This is a genomic window from Microcystis sp. T1-4 (assembly GCF_000297435.1).
Taxonomy (GTDB): Bacteria; Cyanobacteriota; Cyanobacteriia; order Cyanobacteriales; family Microcystaceae; genus Microcystis.
This window is the reverse complement of sequence record NZ_CAIP01000171.1, coordinates 1-16,263: the sequence shown is the minus strand read 5'-3', so window position 1 is coordinate 16,263 and position 16,263 is coordinate 1. Positions and strand designations below refer to the sequence as shown.

The window sequence follows — 16,263 nt, the reverse complement described above, 5'->3', positions numbered from 1 at the left end:
TGAGGATGTCAAAACTTCCCCCTCGATTTAGCTTCCGGTAATGCCATCCCTATGGCCTTGACGACACCGGCGATCGGTGGTTAAAAATAAACAGATGCTGGATCCCCATCCAACATCCGCATTCTAACTCTGCACACATTTTGCTAAGTCCTCATGATAAGTTAAAAAACGCTTCCTTTTTGGGGGCGTTTTTATTTATTCGATTGAAAAAACCGATGACAATCATTACTAAAGCTGATGAGAAAGTGGGGTGTGGGGTGTAGGGTGTGGGGTGTAGGGTGTAGGGTGTGGGGTGTGGGGTGTGGGGAGAATAAAGCTGCCTATTGCCTATTGCCTATTGCCTATTGCCTATTGCCTATTGCCTATTGCCTATTGCCTATTGCCTATTGCCTATTGCCTATTGCCTATTGCCTCCTGACTGACTCCTGACTGACTCCTGACTGACTCTTGATAACTGATAACTGATAACTGATAACTGATGAAAAGATTAGCTTGGTTCGATCGCTTAGTGTTAGCGACTATTTTGGCTTTAATTGCGGCGATATCGTCGATTTTGATCCAGGGAAATCAAGTTCCTACGCGAGGGGAGAATTTTAGCTGGCAAGGACGAAAAATCGGCGTTAGGGACAATTATTTTACTTTAAGTTTTAATCGACCGATTGACCGTTCGGAGGTGGAAACCAGCTTGGTGATCGATCCTCCCTTACCGGGTAAAATTAGCTGGTCTGGCGATCGCTTGACTTATACTTTGACGGAATTGCCAATCTACGGCAAAAAATATCAGATAAAGTTACCCATTGCCCAAGGAGAGGACTTTATCGGCGAATTTTACAGCCACGATCGAGCTTTTGCCTATATTGGAGTCAACCAAGAGGAAAGAGGCCGTTTAATTGTCTGTAATATCATTCAGGGGGCAAATAACGTCACAGAACTGAAAAAAACCATCCTTACCCCCGGGGATCTGGTGGTCACGGATTTTCAAATCTATCCGAGGGGGGATAGAATTTTATTCTCGGCCTTCGATCGCTCTGACTTAGGACGAGATACCCCAAAACAGCAACTTTACACAATTACCACGGGGTTAAATCATGACGAAAATAGTCAAAATTTGGCCAGTGGTCGTATAGAAAGGTTTTTAGATGCGAAAACCTATCAAAATCTGCGCTTTGATCTCTCAGATAACGGCAAAACCCTAATTGTGCAGAGAATCAATCATGGGAATCCGGGGGATGCCAGTTTATGGGTAATCAGGGATGATGGACAATCGCGACCGTTAGGAATACAAGGGGATAATTTTTTACTATCTCCCGACGGGAAAAAAGCGGTTGTCAGTCAAACGGGAGGGGTAGCGGTGATTCCTTTGGATGTCCAAGGAGGAAAACCACAATTTTTGCCTACCTACGAGAAAATCCTCGCTTTTTCCCGGGATGGTCGCCAAAAACTAATGGTAAAATCAGAACCGGATAATCAGCGATCGCTATTTTTACTCAATGATCAGGGAGAGTCAAGACTACTGCTAAGAACAGCTAATCCGATTATTAGCTGTGAATTTGAACCGCGACAGGAAAAAACCCTTTACTGTCTGAAAAGCGATCTGGTTATGGGCAGCGATGGCAAGGTGAAAGAAGAACCATTTTTAGGGATTATTGACCTAGAAACGGGTAAAATGATCCCCCTGCTGGCCTTACCTAATTATCGTGACGTGCAGATGAGTATGTCTCCCGATGGCGTGGCCTTATTATTTGATCAGTTAGTAACCATACCCTTTGGAGTCGGAAATGATCTAGTCACTGGGGAGGGGTCGAGCATTGCCGATGGTCGTCTCTGGTTATTACCACTCCCGGATCAATTCAGTCCCAATAGCACCCCGAAAATTTTACCTCAAGAACTCAACGCCGGTTTTAAACCCCGTTGGCTGCCCTAATAGGGCAGAATTAAGGAGTTAGGAGTCAGGAGACAGGAGACAGGAGAAAGGAGACGGGAAAGAAATCGTTACCTAATCAGGTGACTCGGAGAATACTGATACTAAATCCGGTTATTAAAGAGTGATTATCTATTCCCTCTTTTACAGGAGTGCCTTTCCAGATATGTAACTTATACTCACGGGATTTAGTATGACTCCCCAAAACGAAAACCTCATACCTGACAATTAAGATAAGTGCTATATGCTACTTCAGCGATTTGCTTTTTTATTGCGTCCTAGTGGCGATATCGAGATCGAGCGGGGGATTCGGACTTTATTGGCGCTCGCGGTACCGATTATTATCGGTGATATGTTAGATCAGTCAAAATTGGGGTTAATGGTCGGTTTAGCGGCTCAAATCTTGATTTTAGCCGATGCGGGGGGACTTTACTGCCTGAGAGCGAAAACCCTGGTGGCTACGACTGTCGGGATGGCTCTAGCTTTGATTATCGGCACATTAGCCAGTGCTTGGCTAGGATTGACCGTGGTGATAGTTTTTTGCGGGTTGTTTCTAGCGGGTTATTTGACAGTTTACGGGGAAAATGGGGCGTTAGCTGGGTTAGTAATCAGTTTATTGCTGCTTTTTGCTGTTTCTCTACCATCGGGGGATATTATCGTCGCTTTACAACGGGCCGGAATCGTTGTGTTGGGAGGGGGATGGACAATTTTTTTAGCACTGTTTATCTGGCCTTTTCGCCCTAATCAGCCTTTACGTCAGGTAACGGCAGAAAATTTTCAGGGTATCGCCACCTATCTCCGCTCCTTGCCTTTACACTCTCGTTCTAATGCTGATGAGGAGCCATATTTTGATAAAATCCGGCAACTGTTGCTCCGTTCTAGGAAAACTGTCACCTTGACGCGTCGGGGACGTTGGGGAAAGAGTGAGCTGCGGGAATTGTTAATTGTCTTGATTGAAGATAGCGATCGCATTAATACCAGCTTAATCGCGCTGCGAGAATTGCTTCATCTTCATCCCTTGCCACAACTGACCACGGTGGCTATTTTATTAGAAGATATTCTCGTGCAAGTGGCGGAAATTTGCGAAGATATTGCCAGGTTAATTTTGGGTAGAAATAAACGACCGGATTGTGAGCGTTTGCAGCTATTACTCAAGGCGATCGAGCAACAAAAAAACCTGCAAGCTAAAGTTTTAGAAAATGCCCAGGATGATTATAGCAGTTATGTGGCAATTTCGCAATTAAATAATCGTTTAAAAAAATTATTTAAACAGCTAAAAATAGCCAGTGAAACAGCGCAACATTTGCGGCAAAGCGAGGACTTTTCCGATAAAAAAAATCCCTGGCAGCGGAACTTTGAAGGGATAGAAAAAGAGTACAGCCAAGAAAAAGCTTGGTGGGAACCCTTAAAATCTAATTTTAATCTAGAATCGCCCCTATTTCGCCATGGTTTACGCTTGGGTTTGGGAAGTGCGCTAGGAGTCTTGATTTACAATAAGCTAGGAATTACCCATAGTTTTTGGATTGGTTTAACCTTAGTTATTGTGTTAAAACCAGATTTTAGCCTGACTTTTCAACGCTTTTTTAATCGGGTGTTTGGCACAATTTTAGGCTCGTTTTTTGTTTTGGCACTGTTGCCAATTATCGATAATCCGATCTGGTTAGAAATTATTGGGGTGATTTCTATAGCGATCGCTTTAGCTTTGGTACGATTTCACTATAGTTTGGCAGTATTTTTTATCACAATTTTTGCTTTAATCATCAGTCGTCTGGATGCCAGCAATGACGGTATTAATTTAGAGTATATCAGAATAATTTATACTTTAATCGGTAGTGCTTTGGCCTTTGTCCTTTCCTTCGGTTTTTTGCGGTTTAATGAAGATGAACGTTTTTCCCTCGCTGCCATTAAAGCATTAGAAGCTAATCAAATATTTTTTCAGTCAGTTATGGCAGTTTATTTAGGAGAATCATCCTATCAAACTGCAATTTTATCTTCCTATCGCGATAAAGCTCGACGAGCAAATACAACGATGCAAACGGCCCTACAAAGATTAATTGATGATCCTAGCACAGTCTTTCCCCAAATGGAACCGGCAATCACTTTAAGTAATTATATTCCTCGTTTTGGTCGCGGGGTGACAGTTTTATTGACGGAATTGGAACAATATCGCGGTAGTCCTCCCCATCCTAATCTCAGTCTGTTCACGCAACAAATAACCGAAACTTTGACGCAATTAACCGAAGCTTTGCAAACAAATAATCCTCCTCTTCCCTTACCTCCCCTCGAAGATACTTTAGAAAACATCCTCGATCATTTGCAAGAATTGCGAGAGGAAAGGTTAGTAGAAATTGCCCATCAAAAAGAAGGAACTAATCTCCATAAATATTTAGGGGATTATAATATTGTCACCACGGAACTTGTGGAATTATACCGTCGTGTTGGGACAATGAATACAGCAATTGATCGTTTTATTAGAAGTTAAAATTTAGTTATAACAACAGAATTTAGTAGTCAGGAGGAAAATCGATTAACTTCGATAATTTCTGTATATTCAAAATTATTAGGACTGCGTTTCACCAGAGAATAATCAACCCCATGAAGATTAATTAAGTCCTCTTGACAATCTGCTTTCGGAGAATTATAAACTAACACATATTCTTTACCAATATAGGGAGAAATCTCGGTTTCTACTTCTCCTCTCCATTGAGTTTTTGTCACTAAAACAATTAACTGATTGGCTAATTTAGGAATCGCGATCGCAACTTGCCGACGATAGATATGATCAAGACTACCAAAAGGGGAATCCATCACCAGAGGAAAAGTGCTGCTATCAATTCCCATTAAAGTATTTTTCTGACTCCATTCTCGCACTCGATCGATAATTCCCCCGATAAAAGATAAACTAAGAATCTGATTTTCTCCGGTAGAAGCTGCCACGGGAATGGCAAATCCTGTGGTATTTTCTAATAGTCTTACCTCGTAATCGGGACTAATACGGGGAATATAGGGAGTAAAAGAAATTGAGCTAAAGATTTCCTGTACCCGTTTTTCTAAGGACAAACGAAACTGATTTTCTAATCTTTTTCTTACCTCACTAATGCGATTAATTGCCTCTTGAGTCACTAAAATACGTCGTTGTCCTAAATTATATTTTTCCTCTTTTTGTTGCTGTTTCTGTACCTGTTTTTGCAGGGATTCTAACTCTTTTTCATACATATCTAGTTGATTTTTATTGCTGCCTTGTTCCAAGCGTAAATCTTTTAGGGAATCCTCGATCGCATCTAAGCGAGATTGCAGATTTTTAATATCTTCATCGGGATAATGGCGAAATTTATCCCGCACTTCATCTAATTCTGATTCTACCAAAGATAATTCTAAGCGCCATTGGTGAATATTAGCTTGATAATTATCCACTTCTTGCCAAAAATCTAAGACTTTTTTATCCATTTCTTTGACTGTGGAAGATAAGCGAATGGCTGCTTCTTCCACATCGGCCATTCCTGCTTTATTCATCCAGTCTTCCACCTGTAAATAAGCTTGGCTATTTTCCTGTAATTCCTGGCCACAAATACATTTTTTCCGCTCTAATAATTGTTGGACAAATTGCTGTTTGATACCACTGGGTAATTCCCCCTGTTGTCGTAGGCGATCGATTAATTGCTGAAAATTTTGATTAATTCCTTTTAAAAAGACTTGATAAGCTTGCTGAGAAATTAATTTCTTTAATTTATCTTTAGTTCTGACTAAATCTTGCCGCAGATTTCTTTCCTGTTGTTCTAATTTTTCTTTTAACTGTTTTAATTCCTCGGCACCACTTAAATCTAGTAAGCGATTAGTCACGGCCTTTTTTAACTCTTCCTGCTGGGATAACTGGTTAATAATATCCTGCTGACGCTGTTTTAATTTCTCGAAATCCTGCTCAATTTTACTTTCCTGTTTTAATAACTTTTTTAAATCCGATTCACCTAAATCTTTAAGATCATCTTGTAAAGATTTTTTGGCTTTTTTTAAATGCTCGATCGCTCGATCTAATACTTTAACTCCCAATAATTCCTTTGTATCCTCGGCGATTTTACCTTGGCTACTACTGCGGAATTGATGATCGATATATTCGCCATCAAAAAAGAAATAACGGTGTAAACTTTCGGGTAAAATTTGATTAATAATATCCTCCGCTGGTTGATTGGGTGTGTACCAATTGCCATCATCACCAGCGTAGAGCATATACAAACTATTTGAACCGTATTTAATTTTACTATTTACATCTTGGTAGGCGAAAAATTTTCGTTTTACCTGATAGCGTTTATTTTCATGTTCAAAGTTTACTTCTGCGGAACATTCTATGGAGGTTCCCGTTGTTACTTCGGTAATTGCCCGTTTATTAACTAATAACTCTGGTTCGGCAAAAGCTGCTGTAAATTTTTCATAAAGAACCCAGGTACAAGCATTTAAAATTGTTGTTTTTCCTGCCCCATTATTGCCATAAATTACCGTCGTATTGCGAGAACTCGCCGCTAAATGTATCTCAGGAGTCTTACCATAAAATTGTCGAAAATTACATAACTTTATTGATAGTAGTTTCATATTTATATGGAGGGGATGATGGGGAAGTTTTTTCAGTAAACCGATAACTGATAACTGATAACTGATAACTGATAACTGATAACTGATAACTGATTATTGAATTACTTCTTTAATAATCGTTAAAACATCATCATTGATATTACGAGGATTGCGCTGGTATAACTTATCTCTTTCCAATTTTAAAACTCTATCGATGATTTTTCTCACATCTTCGGGAGCGTTTAAAATCGGTTCTTGGATATTTTGGAGATTATTATCAGGATTAGTCATAGGGCAGATTTTTTAATATTTACAGATGCTGCATTTCCAACAAAATTCCTGCCGGGGTACGTTAATCTATTACTAACGCACCCTCAGCCTAGATTGTTTTCCTAGACAAAACTTAAATAGGGTAACTTTTGCGCGGTAGATTGAATCAGATCGAGATTTTGTAACAGCTGTCCGCAGGTATCCCAACCCCCTTCTATTAACATCTGTCGGGAACCTTCATTCATAGAGACGGTAGCGACAAAATCCCCCCATTCCACTGTCATGGTTGTCAAGGAAAGATCGACGGGAATTTCGGGATTAGCTGCAATTAAATCCTGTAAATGGTTGATGGTTTTAGCCTCGGCAGTGACACAGGGAACCCCATTAGCGATACAATTGCCAAAAAATATTTCGGCGAAACTTTCCCCGATAATTGCTTGTATTCCCCAACGTAAAATCGCTTGCGGTGCGTGTTCCCGAGAAGAGCCACAACCAAAATTACCATTGACTACCAGAATTTTCGCTCCTTGGTACTGGGGTAGATCGAAAGGATGACTCCCCTGTAAAGCCGCTCGATCATCAGCGAACACTTGTTCGCCTAAACCTTCAAAGGTGATACAACGCAAAAAACGAGCCGGAATAATGCGATCGGTGTCAATATCGTTGCCTCGCAAGGGTAAAGCTCGTCCGGAGATGGTTTTAACTTGACTCATGATCTTTTTCTAACTTTTACTAGCAGTGATAAAAAAGGTGGTTGCATCTTGCCATACCCCCTGATCGGTGGCATTTTTCTCGATTTCTCGGCGATAATTGTTCACTAGAGTCGCAATTTCGGCAGCCGATAGGCGGTCAAAAGGGTTATGCTGAGGATAAAAATACTGCCCATACCAGAAGTTTTTGGCGGTTTCTAGGGGCAAATATCGACCTAGTTGTTCGACATTGACCGATATATTGGTAAATCCCGCATTTTCCAGCAATTGATGGCATTTTTCCGGGGTGGCGATGGGAGTATGCAGATTAGGCAACTCAAAACCATAGGTTTCGCGACAAACACCACTGATCAAGGGTAGGAAGTGGGATTCTAAATTATTACAGGAAAAAGCGACCGAACCGCCTTTTTTTAACCATTGATACCATTTTGCCAGCACTTGCGGGATATCGGGGAAAAGTGCAATCGCCAGAGAACAGGTAATCAGATCGAAACTAGACTCGGCAAAGTCAATGGCAGCTATATCGGCGTTAATTAGGTCAATATTCTCGATATTTAATGCTTCTAGCTTTTTTTCGGCTCTGGCAATCATTTCTGGCGTCAAATCAACCCCGATGACACTTTTTACTTTTGGGGCAATTGCGACCGCAATAAATCCCGTTCCCGTTGCCACGTCTAGCACAGATTGGCTTTTTTGTAAATAGAGATAATTTACTAATTTAAGGGCGCGAGCTTGCGTAAAATCGTTATCGTAATCGTGACGAAGGGCATAAAAATCAATCACTTGACGCTGATAATCGTTGCTCATCTTCTCTATTGCCCAATTATCGACAAAGACTGACCCAATTGACTTAAATTAAGAGCATGGCCGCCGGTAACTAGATAAACCGCGTCTGCTATTGTGCCAATTCTACGACAGAGATCGCCTAAACGATCGCGAAACAGACGACCGAGGGGATAAGCGGGAACCACACCCCAACCGGTTTCTTCCGCTACCAGAATAACATCAACGGCCGCGTTTTTGAGGGAAGACAAGAATCGATCGCTAATTTCTAACCATTCAGCTGCCGACATTTCTAAACAATTGGCTACCCAAGTACCGAGGGAATCGATCAATAAACAGTGAGTAAATGGGCTATTATCAATAGTTTCGCTTAATTGTCGGGGAATTTCTTGGGTTTGCCATTGGGGGGAACGTCGCTGCCGGTGTCTTTCAATGCGATCGCACCATTCTTGATCTTTTTCATCCACCGAGGAGGTGGCGATATAAATAACGGGTTTTTGGCTGATTTTGGCTAAATATTCGGCCCATTCACTTTTCCCAGAACGGGCAGCCCCTGTAACTAGGATAATTTTTTCATCCACGATCGAGATTTTGGCAAATAACTAAAGTATATACGGGAGAAAACTGTCCTATTCTGCATCATCAAAACGGTGAATATCATCATCTCCCAAATATTCGCCATTTTGCACCTCAATCATCACCAGAGGAATAGAACCGGGGTTTTCCAACCGATGACGGGTATTCATAGGAACGTATGTAGATTCTTTTTGTTTGAGGAGAGTTTCTTTTTCATCACAGATTACCCGCGCTGTACCGGAGACGACAATCCAGTGTTCACTGCGATGGTAGTGCATTTGGCTACTCATGTGATGGCCGGGTTTAATGACAATGCGATTGATGCGATACCGCGGACCTTCCTCCAATACCGTCACCGTTCCCCAGGGGGGAGTCCGCGTCATTTCTATGTCTTGGGGAGAAGGGGAGGGATCATTAATTAAGTCATCCATGGCGGTGGTCTCCAAACTTGATTAACATTCTAGTGGACAATAATCAGTAATCAGTAATCAGTGAACAGACAGGACTTTTACTGCCATTTAATACTGCTCACTTAATACTCTATCCTCCTACTGATAACTGATAACTGATCACTGATAACTGATTCAAGAGGGCAATTTTTTAAAATCAAAATTTGTCTCTTTGCCCTTGACAGATGGCTCGGTTTGTGCTATGCGATTAGCCATTTGTACCAGATCCACCCCGGTAGCTTGACGCAATTGTTCGGCAAAGGCAGTCATTTTCGGGACAAGATTACCATCACCTCCGTTCACCACCGTCACCGTTTGCACCTGCACTTCTGGCACACTAGCGGCCATTAATTTAAGTAATAACTCCAGTTTTTGATATAAAAAGATGTTTTTAGCGTTATTTCCCGCTCCTTGCCAAGAGGCCGCCAGTTTTTTGGTTCCTTCCGCTTGCGCTTTCCCCTGTTCGATAATTTTGGCCGCTTCCCCCCGGGCTTTTGCGATCGCTTGTTGACATTCTGCTGCCGCAGGAGCGATCACATCTGCTTGTAATTGCTGTTTCACCTGCTTAATTCGGGCGTTTTGTACCGCCACTTCGGCCTGTACTTTAGCCAAATCGGACATAACCACCGATTCTACCTCAGCAATCATGGCGCCGCGCTTAGTTTGAGTGTCGCGCACCCGTTTTTCTGCGTCAGCTTTGGCTATTTCTAAATCTTTTTGGATACGACGCAAAGCGGTTAAGCGTTGATTCTCGGAAGCCTTGATAATCGATGTTTTTCTGGCTTTTGCTTCTGCTATCCGGGCATCTCTCTGTAATTCAGCTTTTTGCTTCCGTCCGATCGAATCGAGATAACGCACCTCATCGGAGATATTCTGGATCTGCAAACTATCCAAAACTAAACCCAATTTTTCTAGATCCTGTTCCGCTTCTTCCAGGAGACTTTTAGCGAAAGCGATCTGATCGGAGTTCGCTTGTTCTGGGGTTAAATTCGCCAAGACACCGCGCAAATTGCCCTCCAGGGTTTCTTTAGCTAATTGTTCGATTTCCTTGCGTTTCTTGCCCAATAAACGCTCGATCGCATTATGAATAATCGGTTCTTCCCCGGCAATTTTAATATTTGCCACCCCGGTGACGATTAACGGCACACCGCCCTTAGAATAGGCATTAACCACCCTGAGATCGATGATCATGTTGGTCAGGTCCATTCGATACACTTGTTCTAGCATAGGTAAACGAATACTGCTGCCCCCTTTTACCAAACGATAACCGATGGTTTTGCCCGTGGCCGTGGGACGACGACTACCGGCAAAAATTAAAACTTCGCTCGGTTGACAGATATGGTAATAGTTACGGATGACTAATAAACCCGCACCTGTCCCTAAACCGAAAACTCCCAGTAAAACAGCGATAATTTCCATAGATTTTATGTGGGTGAAATTTGTAATTATCTTTACTTTTAGCTGATCGACTCTCTGGCTGGTTGATTTTTTGGGGGTCATCGATATTACACTAAAAAGTAAAGCTTAGACAGCCTATCTTTATCATGCCAGATCAGCCAATCTCGATCGCCCAATACTACCACGAGCGGACCAAATACGACCCCCAGACGATCGCCTCAAAAAGTAAAGGTCTTGATTGGAGTCAACAACCCTATCCCTTTAAAGAATACAAAATCGGTCAGACTTTCGATCTCAAACCCTACCTCTCCCGTCAAACAGTTCCCCAAAAAGGAGACTTTTGGCGACGTATATCGCGAATTTTGGGCTGTAGCTATGGTTTAACTGCCAAAATCGCCACTATGGGCAGTCCCTTGTACCTACGTTCCGCACCCTCTGCTGGTGGATTATACCCCGCCGAGGTCTATCTGATCTCCCGTGGCACGGAATTTTTACCCGCCGGTCTCTACAGTTACCAAGGTCAAAGTCACTCGCTGCTTTTATTCTGGGAAAGTGATGTCTGGACCAACCTACAATCTGCTTGTTTCTGGAATCCTGTTTTAGAAAATACCGATATCGCTTTAGTTACCAGTGCCATTTTTTATCGATCCGCTTGGCGCTACGAAGATCGAGCTTATCGGCGTATTTTCCTCGATACAGGGCATTTATTGGGCAATATTGAGCTATCAGCCTCGATTAATGACTATCGCGCCCATTTAATCGGTGGTTTTAACGATAGTCAGATGAATGAATTGCTTTATCTTGATTCCGAGAAGGAAAGTGTCATGACGGTGATTCCTTTGGCAGATCTGCTCAATATCCAGCAAAATCTCCCCCCTAGTACCACGGCACTACCTTCGGCAACCACGACTGTTTATCCCGAAATTCCCGAGGGAGAATTATTAAGCTCCCTACAGCGAGCCACTATCATAGCTACAGATGAGAAGATAGAAGCAGCCGTTACTCCGTCTAATTGGGAAGATAAATATAATTTTCCTTTTTGTCTAAAAGTTTCCGTGACATCCCGTCCTGTCAATTGGGGGGAAGATGTAATAGATCTGGAAAGTACGATGCTTAAACGCAGATCTACCCGCGCTTATAGTGGTGCTAGTCTCAGTTTAGACGAATTGCGAGCGCTGCTGCATTTTACCTATCAACCCCAAGATTATGCCAGTCAAAATCTCGATCCCAATCCCGATTATTTTGCTCTGGATTTATTGGAAACTTTTATCGCTGTTTCGGCAGTAACTGGATTAGAGGAAGGCTGTTATTATTATGCTCCTAAAGCCCAAGAATTGCGGCAAATTCGCTTTAAAAATTTCCGGCAAGAGTTACATTATCTCTGTTTAGGTCAGGATTTGGGACGGGATGCGGCTGCTGTGGTTTTTCATACGGCGGATCTGTCAAAAGCAGTGGCTAAATATGGCGATCGAGTTTATCGTTATCTTCATGCAGATGCGGGCCATTTGGGACAGAGATTAAATTTAGCAGCTATTCATCTGGGGTTAGGGGTTAGTGGTATCGGTGGTTTTTTTGATGATCAAGTGAATGAAGTGTTAGGCATTCCCTCCGATGAAGCAGTTATCTATATCACTACTTTAGGCCGACCGAAGGTTTTTTAGGGTGAGTTTGAACCACTGAAGGGGTGACAAGGAAGTTGAGGTCATCGTACTCTGTACCTTGACCGGTTCACTTTCTCCCTTGGACGTATTTTGTTTAAAGGTTAATCCAACTACGGACCATCTGTCGGGGTTTTCCTGAATTTTTAAAAGCGGTTCTATTGTGGCATAAAAAGCGATTATTAATGTAAAATATATCACCTTTTTTCATTTTGAAGCGGACTATATTTTCTGGTTTTGAAAAAAAGTCGTCGATGATGTCGAGTGTTTTTGTGATAGCTTCCGGTTGCGCTATTTCCAGTTTGGAGTAAGCGACTTCAATCCAGTACCGCATATAACGAAAAACCAGACCCCGAGAATCTGTTGAGAATAAGGGGAAATTATTCTTTTGAATAGCTTCTTGAGAATTAATCTCTCCAGGTGTAATCACATCGCGCGCCAAAGGTTCGTAAAGATAGGGAACTAGGTCTGTATGGTGTTGCCAGAAATATTGATATAAATTGGCGGCGTTTACTACAAGGGAATCTCCTCCCTCATCCGCGGCAGCAAGACACAGTAAGCCAACAAGATCAGGGAAGTAGTTTTTGGCTGTACTATCAGTATGATAGCCAGTTTCTGCATTCGTCATCGAAACGGGTATAGCTTCTTTAGTGTAATCCATTCCTCGATCGATTACATCAAAAAAATAGCCATAGCGGTGGTTTAGTCGTCCAAAAATGCGAGAAATAAAAGCATAAATTAACCGCATTTCTGTTTCTGTTAATGCGGGTTCTAATCGGAAAATAACTATTCCGGATTCTAGGAGCAATTTCTCACGAAACGGCAGGAAAAAGTCAAGATTTTTATTGACTGTTTCCTGTCCTATTTCGTTGGGTTTTTCAAGCCATTTGTGATTGCTTGTTTTCAGTAAATCCAAGACTAATGATTTGGGTAAACTAAAAAATAGTTGAGAAGGATCGGGCAATTTTTTCCAAGTCAGTAATGAAATATTAGGATCAAAAATTGGTCTAATCATTTTTGAATTTTGAAAGCAACGTGAAGGGGAAGGTCAATGAGCGGAGTAAAAAATTCTGGGTCTAGTTCTAAATGTTCCTGATTAATTTTTAGTTCATAAACTTCTGGCATTTTTGTGAAGGCTGCTAAACGAAGAGATGTGAAGTAATCTTCCATAGTTTTATGAACACATTGCACGGCGACGGCTTTTCTATCTCTGCGCCAAATCTCACCGGGGAATAATTGATTGCGTCCGGAAAAATAGCCAGCTTTCGGTTTAAAATAAAACGGAAACTTATCTTTTTTCAGAAAAGGTAAAGAGGGATGGGGGACGGCGAACAGGAAATATCCACCGAATTTCAAAAGTTGGTAGGCTTTCTGCATCGTGCTAATAGTTTCTGAAACATTTAAGTAGTTGAACAGGAACATAGCCAGAACTAAATCGTATTGTTCGGACTCAGTTACCCCAAAATCACGAATATCAGCAGTTTCATAGGAAACATTAATAATCTGATGCTCGTTTTTTTGAATCAAGGCCTGCTCGATCATTTGTGATGAAATATCAATCCCATGAACATATTGAGCGCCTCGGTTAATTAACTCTCTTCCTACATAACCTTCCCCACAGCCTAGATCTAATATTTTCTTATTGACAATCGGTTCACATAAATCAATGACAAACGGACGAGCGGAGTAATCAGAAAGCAAAATCGGTTCTACTCGTTTCCAGTCTCCTGCGCTTTCGTCGTAAAGTTTTTTGGTTTCTTGTGTTGCTTTCATACCTATCTAACGGGATAAAATTTGCACTAATTTTGTTTTAGTCTAGCACTGTGTAAGTAATTACCCATAAAACTTTTACCAGTTAATCCAAAATCAGCTATCGCCAGAAAAATTAGCTCTTCTTCTCCTAAGTTCACAGATTGATGCACACACCAACGGGGAATAACAGCAAAAGTACCCGGTTCGACTTCGTTTTCGTATTGATCAACAATAACTTTTCCTTGACCCTGAAGAAATACAAATACGGTTTCATGTGCGTGTCGGTGCATTTCATTCGCCTTTCCTGGCTTGACTATGACTAGGCGTGCATCTAAAACTTCTAGAGCAAACGGTAGGCGAAATACGTTAAAATCAATATTGAGTTTATCAACCTGATTGTTGTATAAAGCTTCTAAGTTGCTGGCGCTAATTGTTGAAATAAGCTCTTTACCTTCTTGCACATGAGTCAAGCTTTTTTGTTGATTAATTTTTTCGGTCAAGGCTCCCAGTCGCACTGTTTGAAAATCATGATAAAGTTGTGAAGCAAGCCTTAATATTGTTTGAGAACATTGGCATTCATCAGATGGATTTTCAAGCCAATTTAACAAGTTCAGAACTTCTTCCTTGTGCTTTTCCCTTTGCATCCCGTATAGCAAAAGTGAACTCAATCCGGGTAGTAGTTTTTCCACTGGAACAGTAGATAAGTCTTGCGTCAATCCAATACGCACATCATTGATTTGATGCAATAAAAGTTCCTGTTCCTGATTAGACAGCTTTTTGCTTTTAATCATTTTAGTGAAAAGCGTAACAATCTTGGGTATGTCTGATGATGTCAAAGATTTATCTAGCGCCAACGCACGTTCATACATATTGTCCCAGTAAGCAGCACGTAGATCTAAGGCTTTTAACATTCCTTTCCGTAATTCCAGAACAGCCTGTTCGCCTTCACTGGCTAATTCCTTAGCAATTTCAACTAAAGTTAAGCTGTGTTCATCCTCCACTTCTGTGTGTAAAGGAAAAAATACATATTGCTGCAAGGATAATGATGTATGGTTTTTAATCGCTTCAATAATGTGTTTGTAGATAAATTTAACAACAGATTCAGTCCCTAAACCTATGGCTCCAATAGCTTGGAGTGAGCTTCCATTCTGGAGCAGCGATAAGAATGATTCACGCCAGATTTCCACTTCAACACAAGGCGGTTGCCTGCTATCTACTCCCATCGCTTCTTGAAAACGCTTGAATAACTGTGGGTGAGGAATTTCCTGTACCCACTCGTCCTTAATACCTAATTTACGGATTGCTTCGAGATCTTCATGGTGTAGATGTCCGTTTTCTTCAGCTAAGTTCTCCAGCAGATGATTTCGATGAGTGGGATTTTCTAGCTTTGATATTACTGCTGTTAAATAACGGGAAAACCAGTCACTATAAGCTCCGTATTGACTGGCAAAGTCTTTGAGAACCTCATCAGTATGTTGAAATTCTCCTTTTTCTAAAGCCAGTAAATACGGATGATTAATCGCTCGATGGCTTAGTGCTTCCTCGATTAAATTTTCCATTTTTTCTCATCCCCCGATAGCCGCCCTCTTTTAAATACCATCACAAAATTGGCCAATTGTCAATAGCGTTTGAGATGCGCTCCCCCTGAAAACAGATCATTCTTGGTTAAGATTCTCTGAGATTTTCTCTCTCTAATTCGATCAAATTATCAATTTTTTTTAGCTTGGTATCCCCAGCAAGATAACCGATACCGCGATGTAAATGTAAGCGAAATTGTTGAGTTAGGGTTTCTTTATCGGTTCCTAATCCGTCTTGATGACAACGTTGTTTGAGGGCAATTAGGAAAATATCGGCCATTTCTCCCCCGAATACTTTCCAAGATAATTCTACATTGCTATCGGCAGGAATGGGAACGGGAGAGGGGAGACTCGGTTCGGCAAGGGAACGACAAAAAGCCCAACGACAGAGGATATTCCATTGGTCAATTTTGGTGTAGCGTTTTAATTTTATTAGGCTATCTTTGGCGGTTTGAGATAGTCTAAAACGTTCGATCGGTGATTCCATAATTTATAATTTTACCTCGATCTGACTGATGATAAAATAGTTAGTCATTCTCAATCCTGTTTAATAGGATAGTGGGAAGTAGGGAGTTTTTTGGCTCTTCTGGTGGCTCTTCTAGGTTC

14 protein-coding genes are annotated in these 16,263 nt (G+C 41.5%); 3 read left to right on the top strand and 11 right to left on the bottom strand.

Going from position 1 to position 16,263, the window contains the following annotated elements:
• Positions 1-478 precede the first annotated feature (478 nt).
• Entirely contained in the window at positions 479-1,924 is a 1,446-nt protein-coding gene (locus tag MICAI_RS10385; protein WP_008201364.1) for a hypothetical protein, read from the top strand.
• Positions 1,925-2,165: 241 nt separating this feature from the next.
• A complete protein-coding gene (locus MICAI_RS10380; protein WP_008201361.1) occupies positions 2,166-4,403 on the top strand; it encodes an FUSC family protein in 2,238 nt (745 codons plus the stop codon).
• A 29-nt stretch (positions 4,404-4,432) separates the two neighbouring features.
• On the opposite strand, the gene MICAI_RS10375 is transcribed toward MICAI_RS10380, so the two are convergent.
• From MICAI_RS10375 to MICAI_RS10350, 7 genes are all read right to left on the bottom strand, one after another.
• Positions 4,433-6,505, bottom strand: coding sequence for an AAA family ATPase (locus MICAI_RS10375; protein ID WP_008201358.1), 2,073 nt, complete (start codon positions 6,503-6,505; stop codon positions 4,433-4,435).
• Positions 6,506-6,598: 93 nt separating this feature from the next.
• Complete coding sequence (locus tag MICAI_RS26410) at positions 6,599-6,775, bottom strand: hypothetical protein (RefSeq protein ID WP_002737666.1); 177 nt, start codon at positions 6,773-6,775, stop codon at positions 6,599-6,601.
• 101 nt (positions 6,776-6,876) lie between these two features.
• On the bottom strand, positions 6,877-7,467 hold the full coding sequence (gene leuD / locus MICAI_RS10370) for a 3-isopropylmalate dehydratase small subunit (RefSeq protein WP_008201356.1): 591 nt from the start codon (positions 7,465-7,467) through the stop codon (positions 6,877-6,879).
• Between the two features lie 9 nt (positions 7,468-7,476).
• Positions 7,477-8,271 carry a class I SAM-dependent methyltransferase gene (locus MICAI_RS10365; protein WP_008201354.1) on the bottom strand — a complete coding sequence of 265 codons (795 nt, stop codon included), beginning with the start codon at positions 8,269-8,271 and terminating at the stop codon, positions 7,477-7,479.
• A gap of 5 nt (positions 8,272-8,276) precedes the next feature.
• Positions 8,277-8,828, bottom strand: a complete 552-nt coding sequence (cobU, locus tag MICAI_RS10360; protein ID WP_008201352.1) for a bifunctional adenosylcobinamide kinase/adenosylcobinamide-phosphate guanylyltransferase — start codon at positions 8,826-8,828, stop codon at positions 8,277-8,279.
• A 48-nt stretch (positions 8,829-8,876) separates the two neighbouring features.
• The gene (locus MICAI_RS10355; RefSeq protein ID WP_008201348.1) at positions 8,877-9,254 is read right to left on the bottom strand and encodes a phosphomannose isomerase type II C-terminal cupin domain; all 378 of its coding nucleotides are present in this window, start codon (positions 9,252-9,254) and stop codon (positions 8,877-8,879) included.
• Between the two features lie 153 nt (positions 9,255-9,407).
• Positions 9,408-10,691, bottom strand: coding sequence for a flotillin family protein (locus MICAI_RS10350; protein WP_008201346.1), 1,284 nt, complete (start codon positions 10,689-10,691; stop codon positions 9,408-9,410).
• 125 nt (positions 10,692-10,816) lie between these two features.
• On the opposite strand from MICAI_RS10350, the gene MICAI_RS10345 reads away from it, so the two are divergent.
• A complete protein-coding gene (locus MICAI_RS10345; RefSeq protein ID WP_008201344.1) occupies positions 10,817-12,331 on the top strand; it encodes a SagB/ThcOx family dehydrogenase in 1,515 nt (504 codons plus the stop codon).
• Between the two features lie 94 nt (positions 12,332-12,425).
• Here MICAI_RS10345 and MICAI_RS10340 read toward each other — a convergent pair whose 3' ends face one another.
• From MICAI_RS10340 to dndE, 4 genes are all read right to left on the bottom strand, one after another.
• Positions 12,426-13,343, bottom strand: coding sequence for a TauD/TfdA dioxygenase family protein (locus tag MICAI_RS10340; RefSeq protein WP_008201341.1), 918 nt, complete (start codon positions 13,341-13,343; stop codon positions 12,426-12,428).
• Positions 13,340-14,101, bottom strand: coding sequence for a class I SAM-dependent methyltransferase (locus MICAI_RS10335; RefSeq protein ID WP_008201339.1), 762 nt, complete (start codon positions 14,099-14,101; stop codon positions 13,340-13,342). The genes MICAI_RS10340 and MICAI_RS10335 overlap by 4 nt, the downstream gene beginning before the upstream one ends.
• A 26-nt stretch (positions 14,102-14,127) precedes the next feature.
• The gene (locus MICAI_RS10330) at positions 14,128-15,639 is read right to left on the bottom strand and encodes a cupin domain-containing protein (protein WP_008201336.1); all 1,512 of its coding nucleotides are present in this window, start codon (positions 15,637-15,639) and stop codon (positions 14,128-14,130) included.
• A gap of 106 nt (positions 15,640-15,745) precedes the next feature.
• A complete protein-coding gene (dndE, locus tag MICAI_RS10325; protein ID WP_004160206.1) occupies positions 15,746-16,144 on the bottom strand; it encodes a DNA sulfur modification protein DndE in 399 nt (132 codons plus the stop codon).
• Between the last annotated feature and the right edge of the window lie 119 nt (positions 16,145-16,263).

Excerpts from the sequence above, each read along its gene's own strand:
- MICAI_RS10385 (WP_008201364.1), top strand. The coding sequence starts at position 479 with ATGAAAAGATTAGCTTGGTTCGATCGCTTAGTGTTAGCGACTATTTTG.
- MICAI_RS10380 (WP_008201361.1), top strand. The coding sequence starts at position 2,166 with ATGCTACTTCAGCGATTTGCTTTTTTATTGCGTCCTAGTGGCGATATC.
- MICAI_RS10375 (WP_008201358.1), bottom strand. The coding sequence starts at position 6,505 with ATGAAACTACTATCAATAAAGTTATGTAATTTTCGACAATTTTATGGT.
- MICAI_RS26410 (WP_002737666.1), bottom strand. The coding sequence starts at position 6,775 with ATGACTAATCCTGATAATAATCTCCAAAATATCCAAGAACCGATTTTA.
- leuD (WP_008201356.1), bottom strand. The coding sequence starts at position 7,467 with ATGAGTCAAGTTAAAACCATCTCCGGACGAGCTTTACCCTTGCGAGGC.
- MICAI_RS10365 (WP_008201354.1), bottom strand. The coding sequence starts at position 8,271 with ATGAGCAACGATTATCAGCGTCAAGTGATTGATTTTTATGCCCTTCGT.
- MICAI_RS10355 (WP_008201348.1), bottom strand. The coding sequence starts at position 9,254 with ATGGATGACTTAATTAATGATCCCTCCCCTTCTCCCCAAGACATAGAA.
- MICAI_RS10350 (WP_008201346.1), bottom strand. The coding sequence starts at position 10,691 with ATGGAAATTATCGCTGTTTTACTGGGAGTTTTCGGTTTAGGGACAGGT.
- MICAI_RS10345 (WP_008201344.1), top strand. The coding sequence starts at position 10,817 with ATGCCAGATCAGCCAATCTCGATCGCCCAATACTACCACGAGCGGACC.
- MICAI_RS10340 (WP_008201341.1), bottom strand. The coding sequence starts at position 13,343 with ATGATTAGACCAATTTTTGATCCTAATATTTCATTACTGACTTGGAAA.
- MICAI_RS10335 (WP_008201339.1), bottom strand. The coding sequence starts at position 14,101 with ATGAAAGCAACACAAGAAACCAAAAAACTTTACGACGAAAGCGCAGGA.
- MICAI_RS10330 (WP_008201336.1), bottom strand. The coding sequence starts at position 15,639 with ATGGAAAATTTAATCGAGGAAGCACTAAGCCATCGAGCGATTAATCAT.
- dndE (WP_004160206.1), bottom strand. The coding sequence starts at position 16,144 with ATGGAATCACCGATCGAACGTTTTAGACTATCTCAAACCGCCAAAGAT.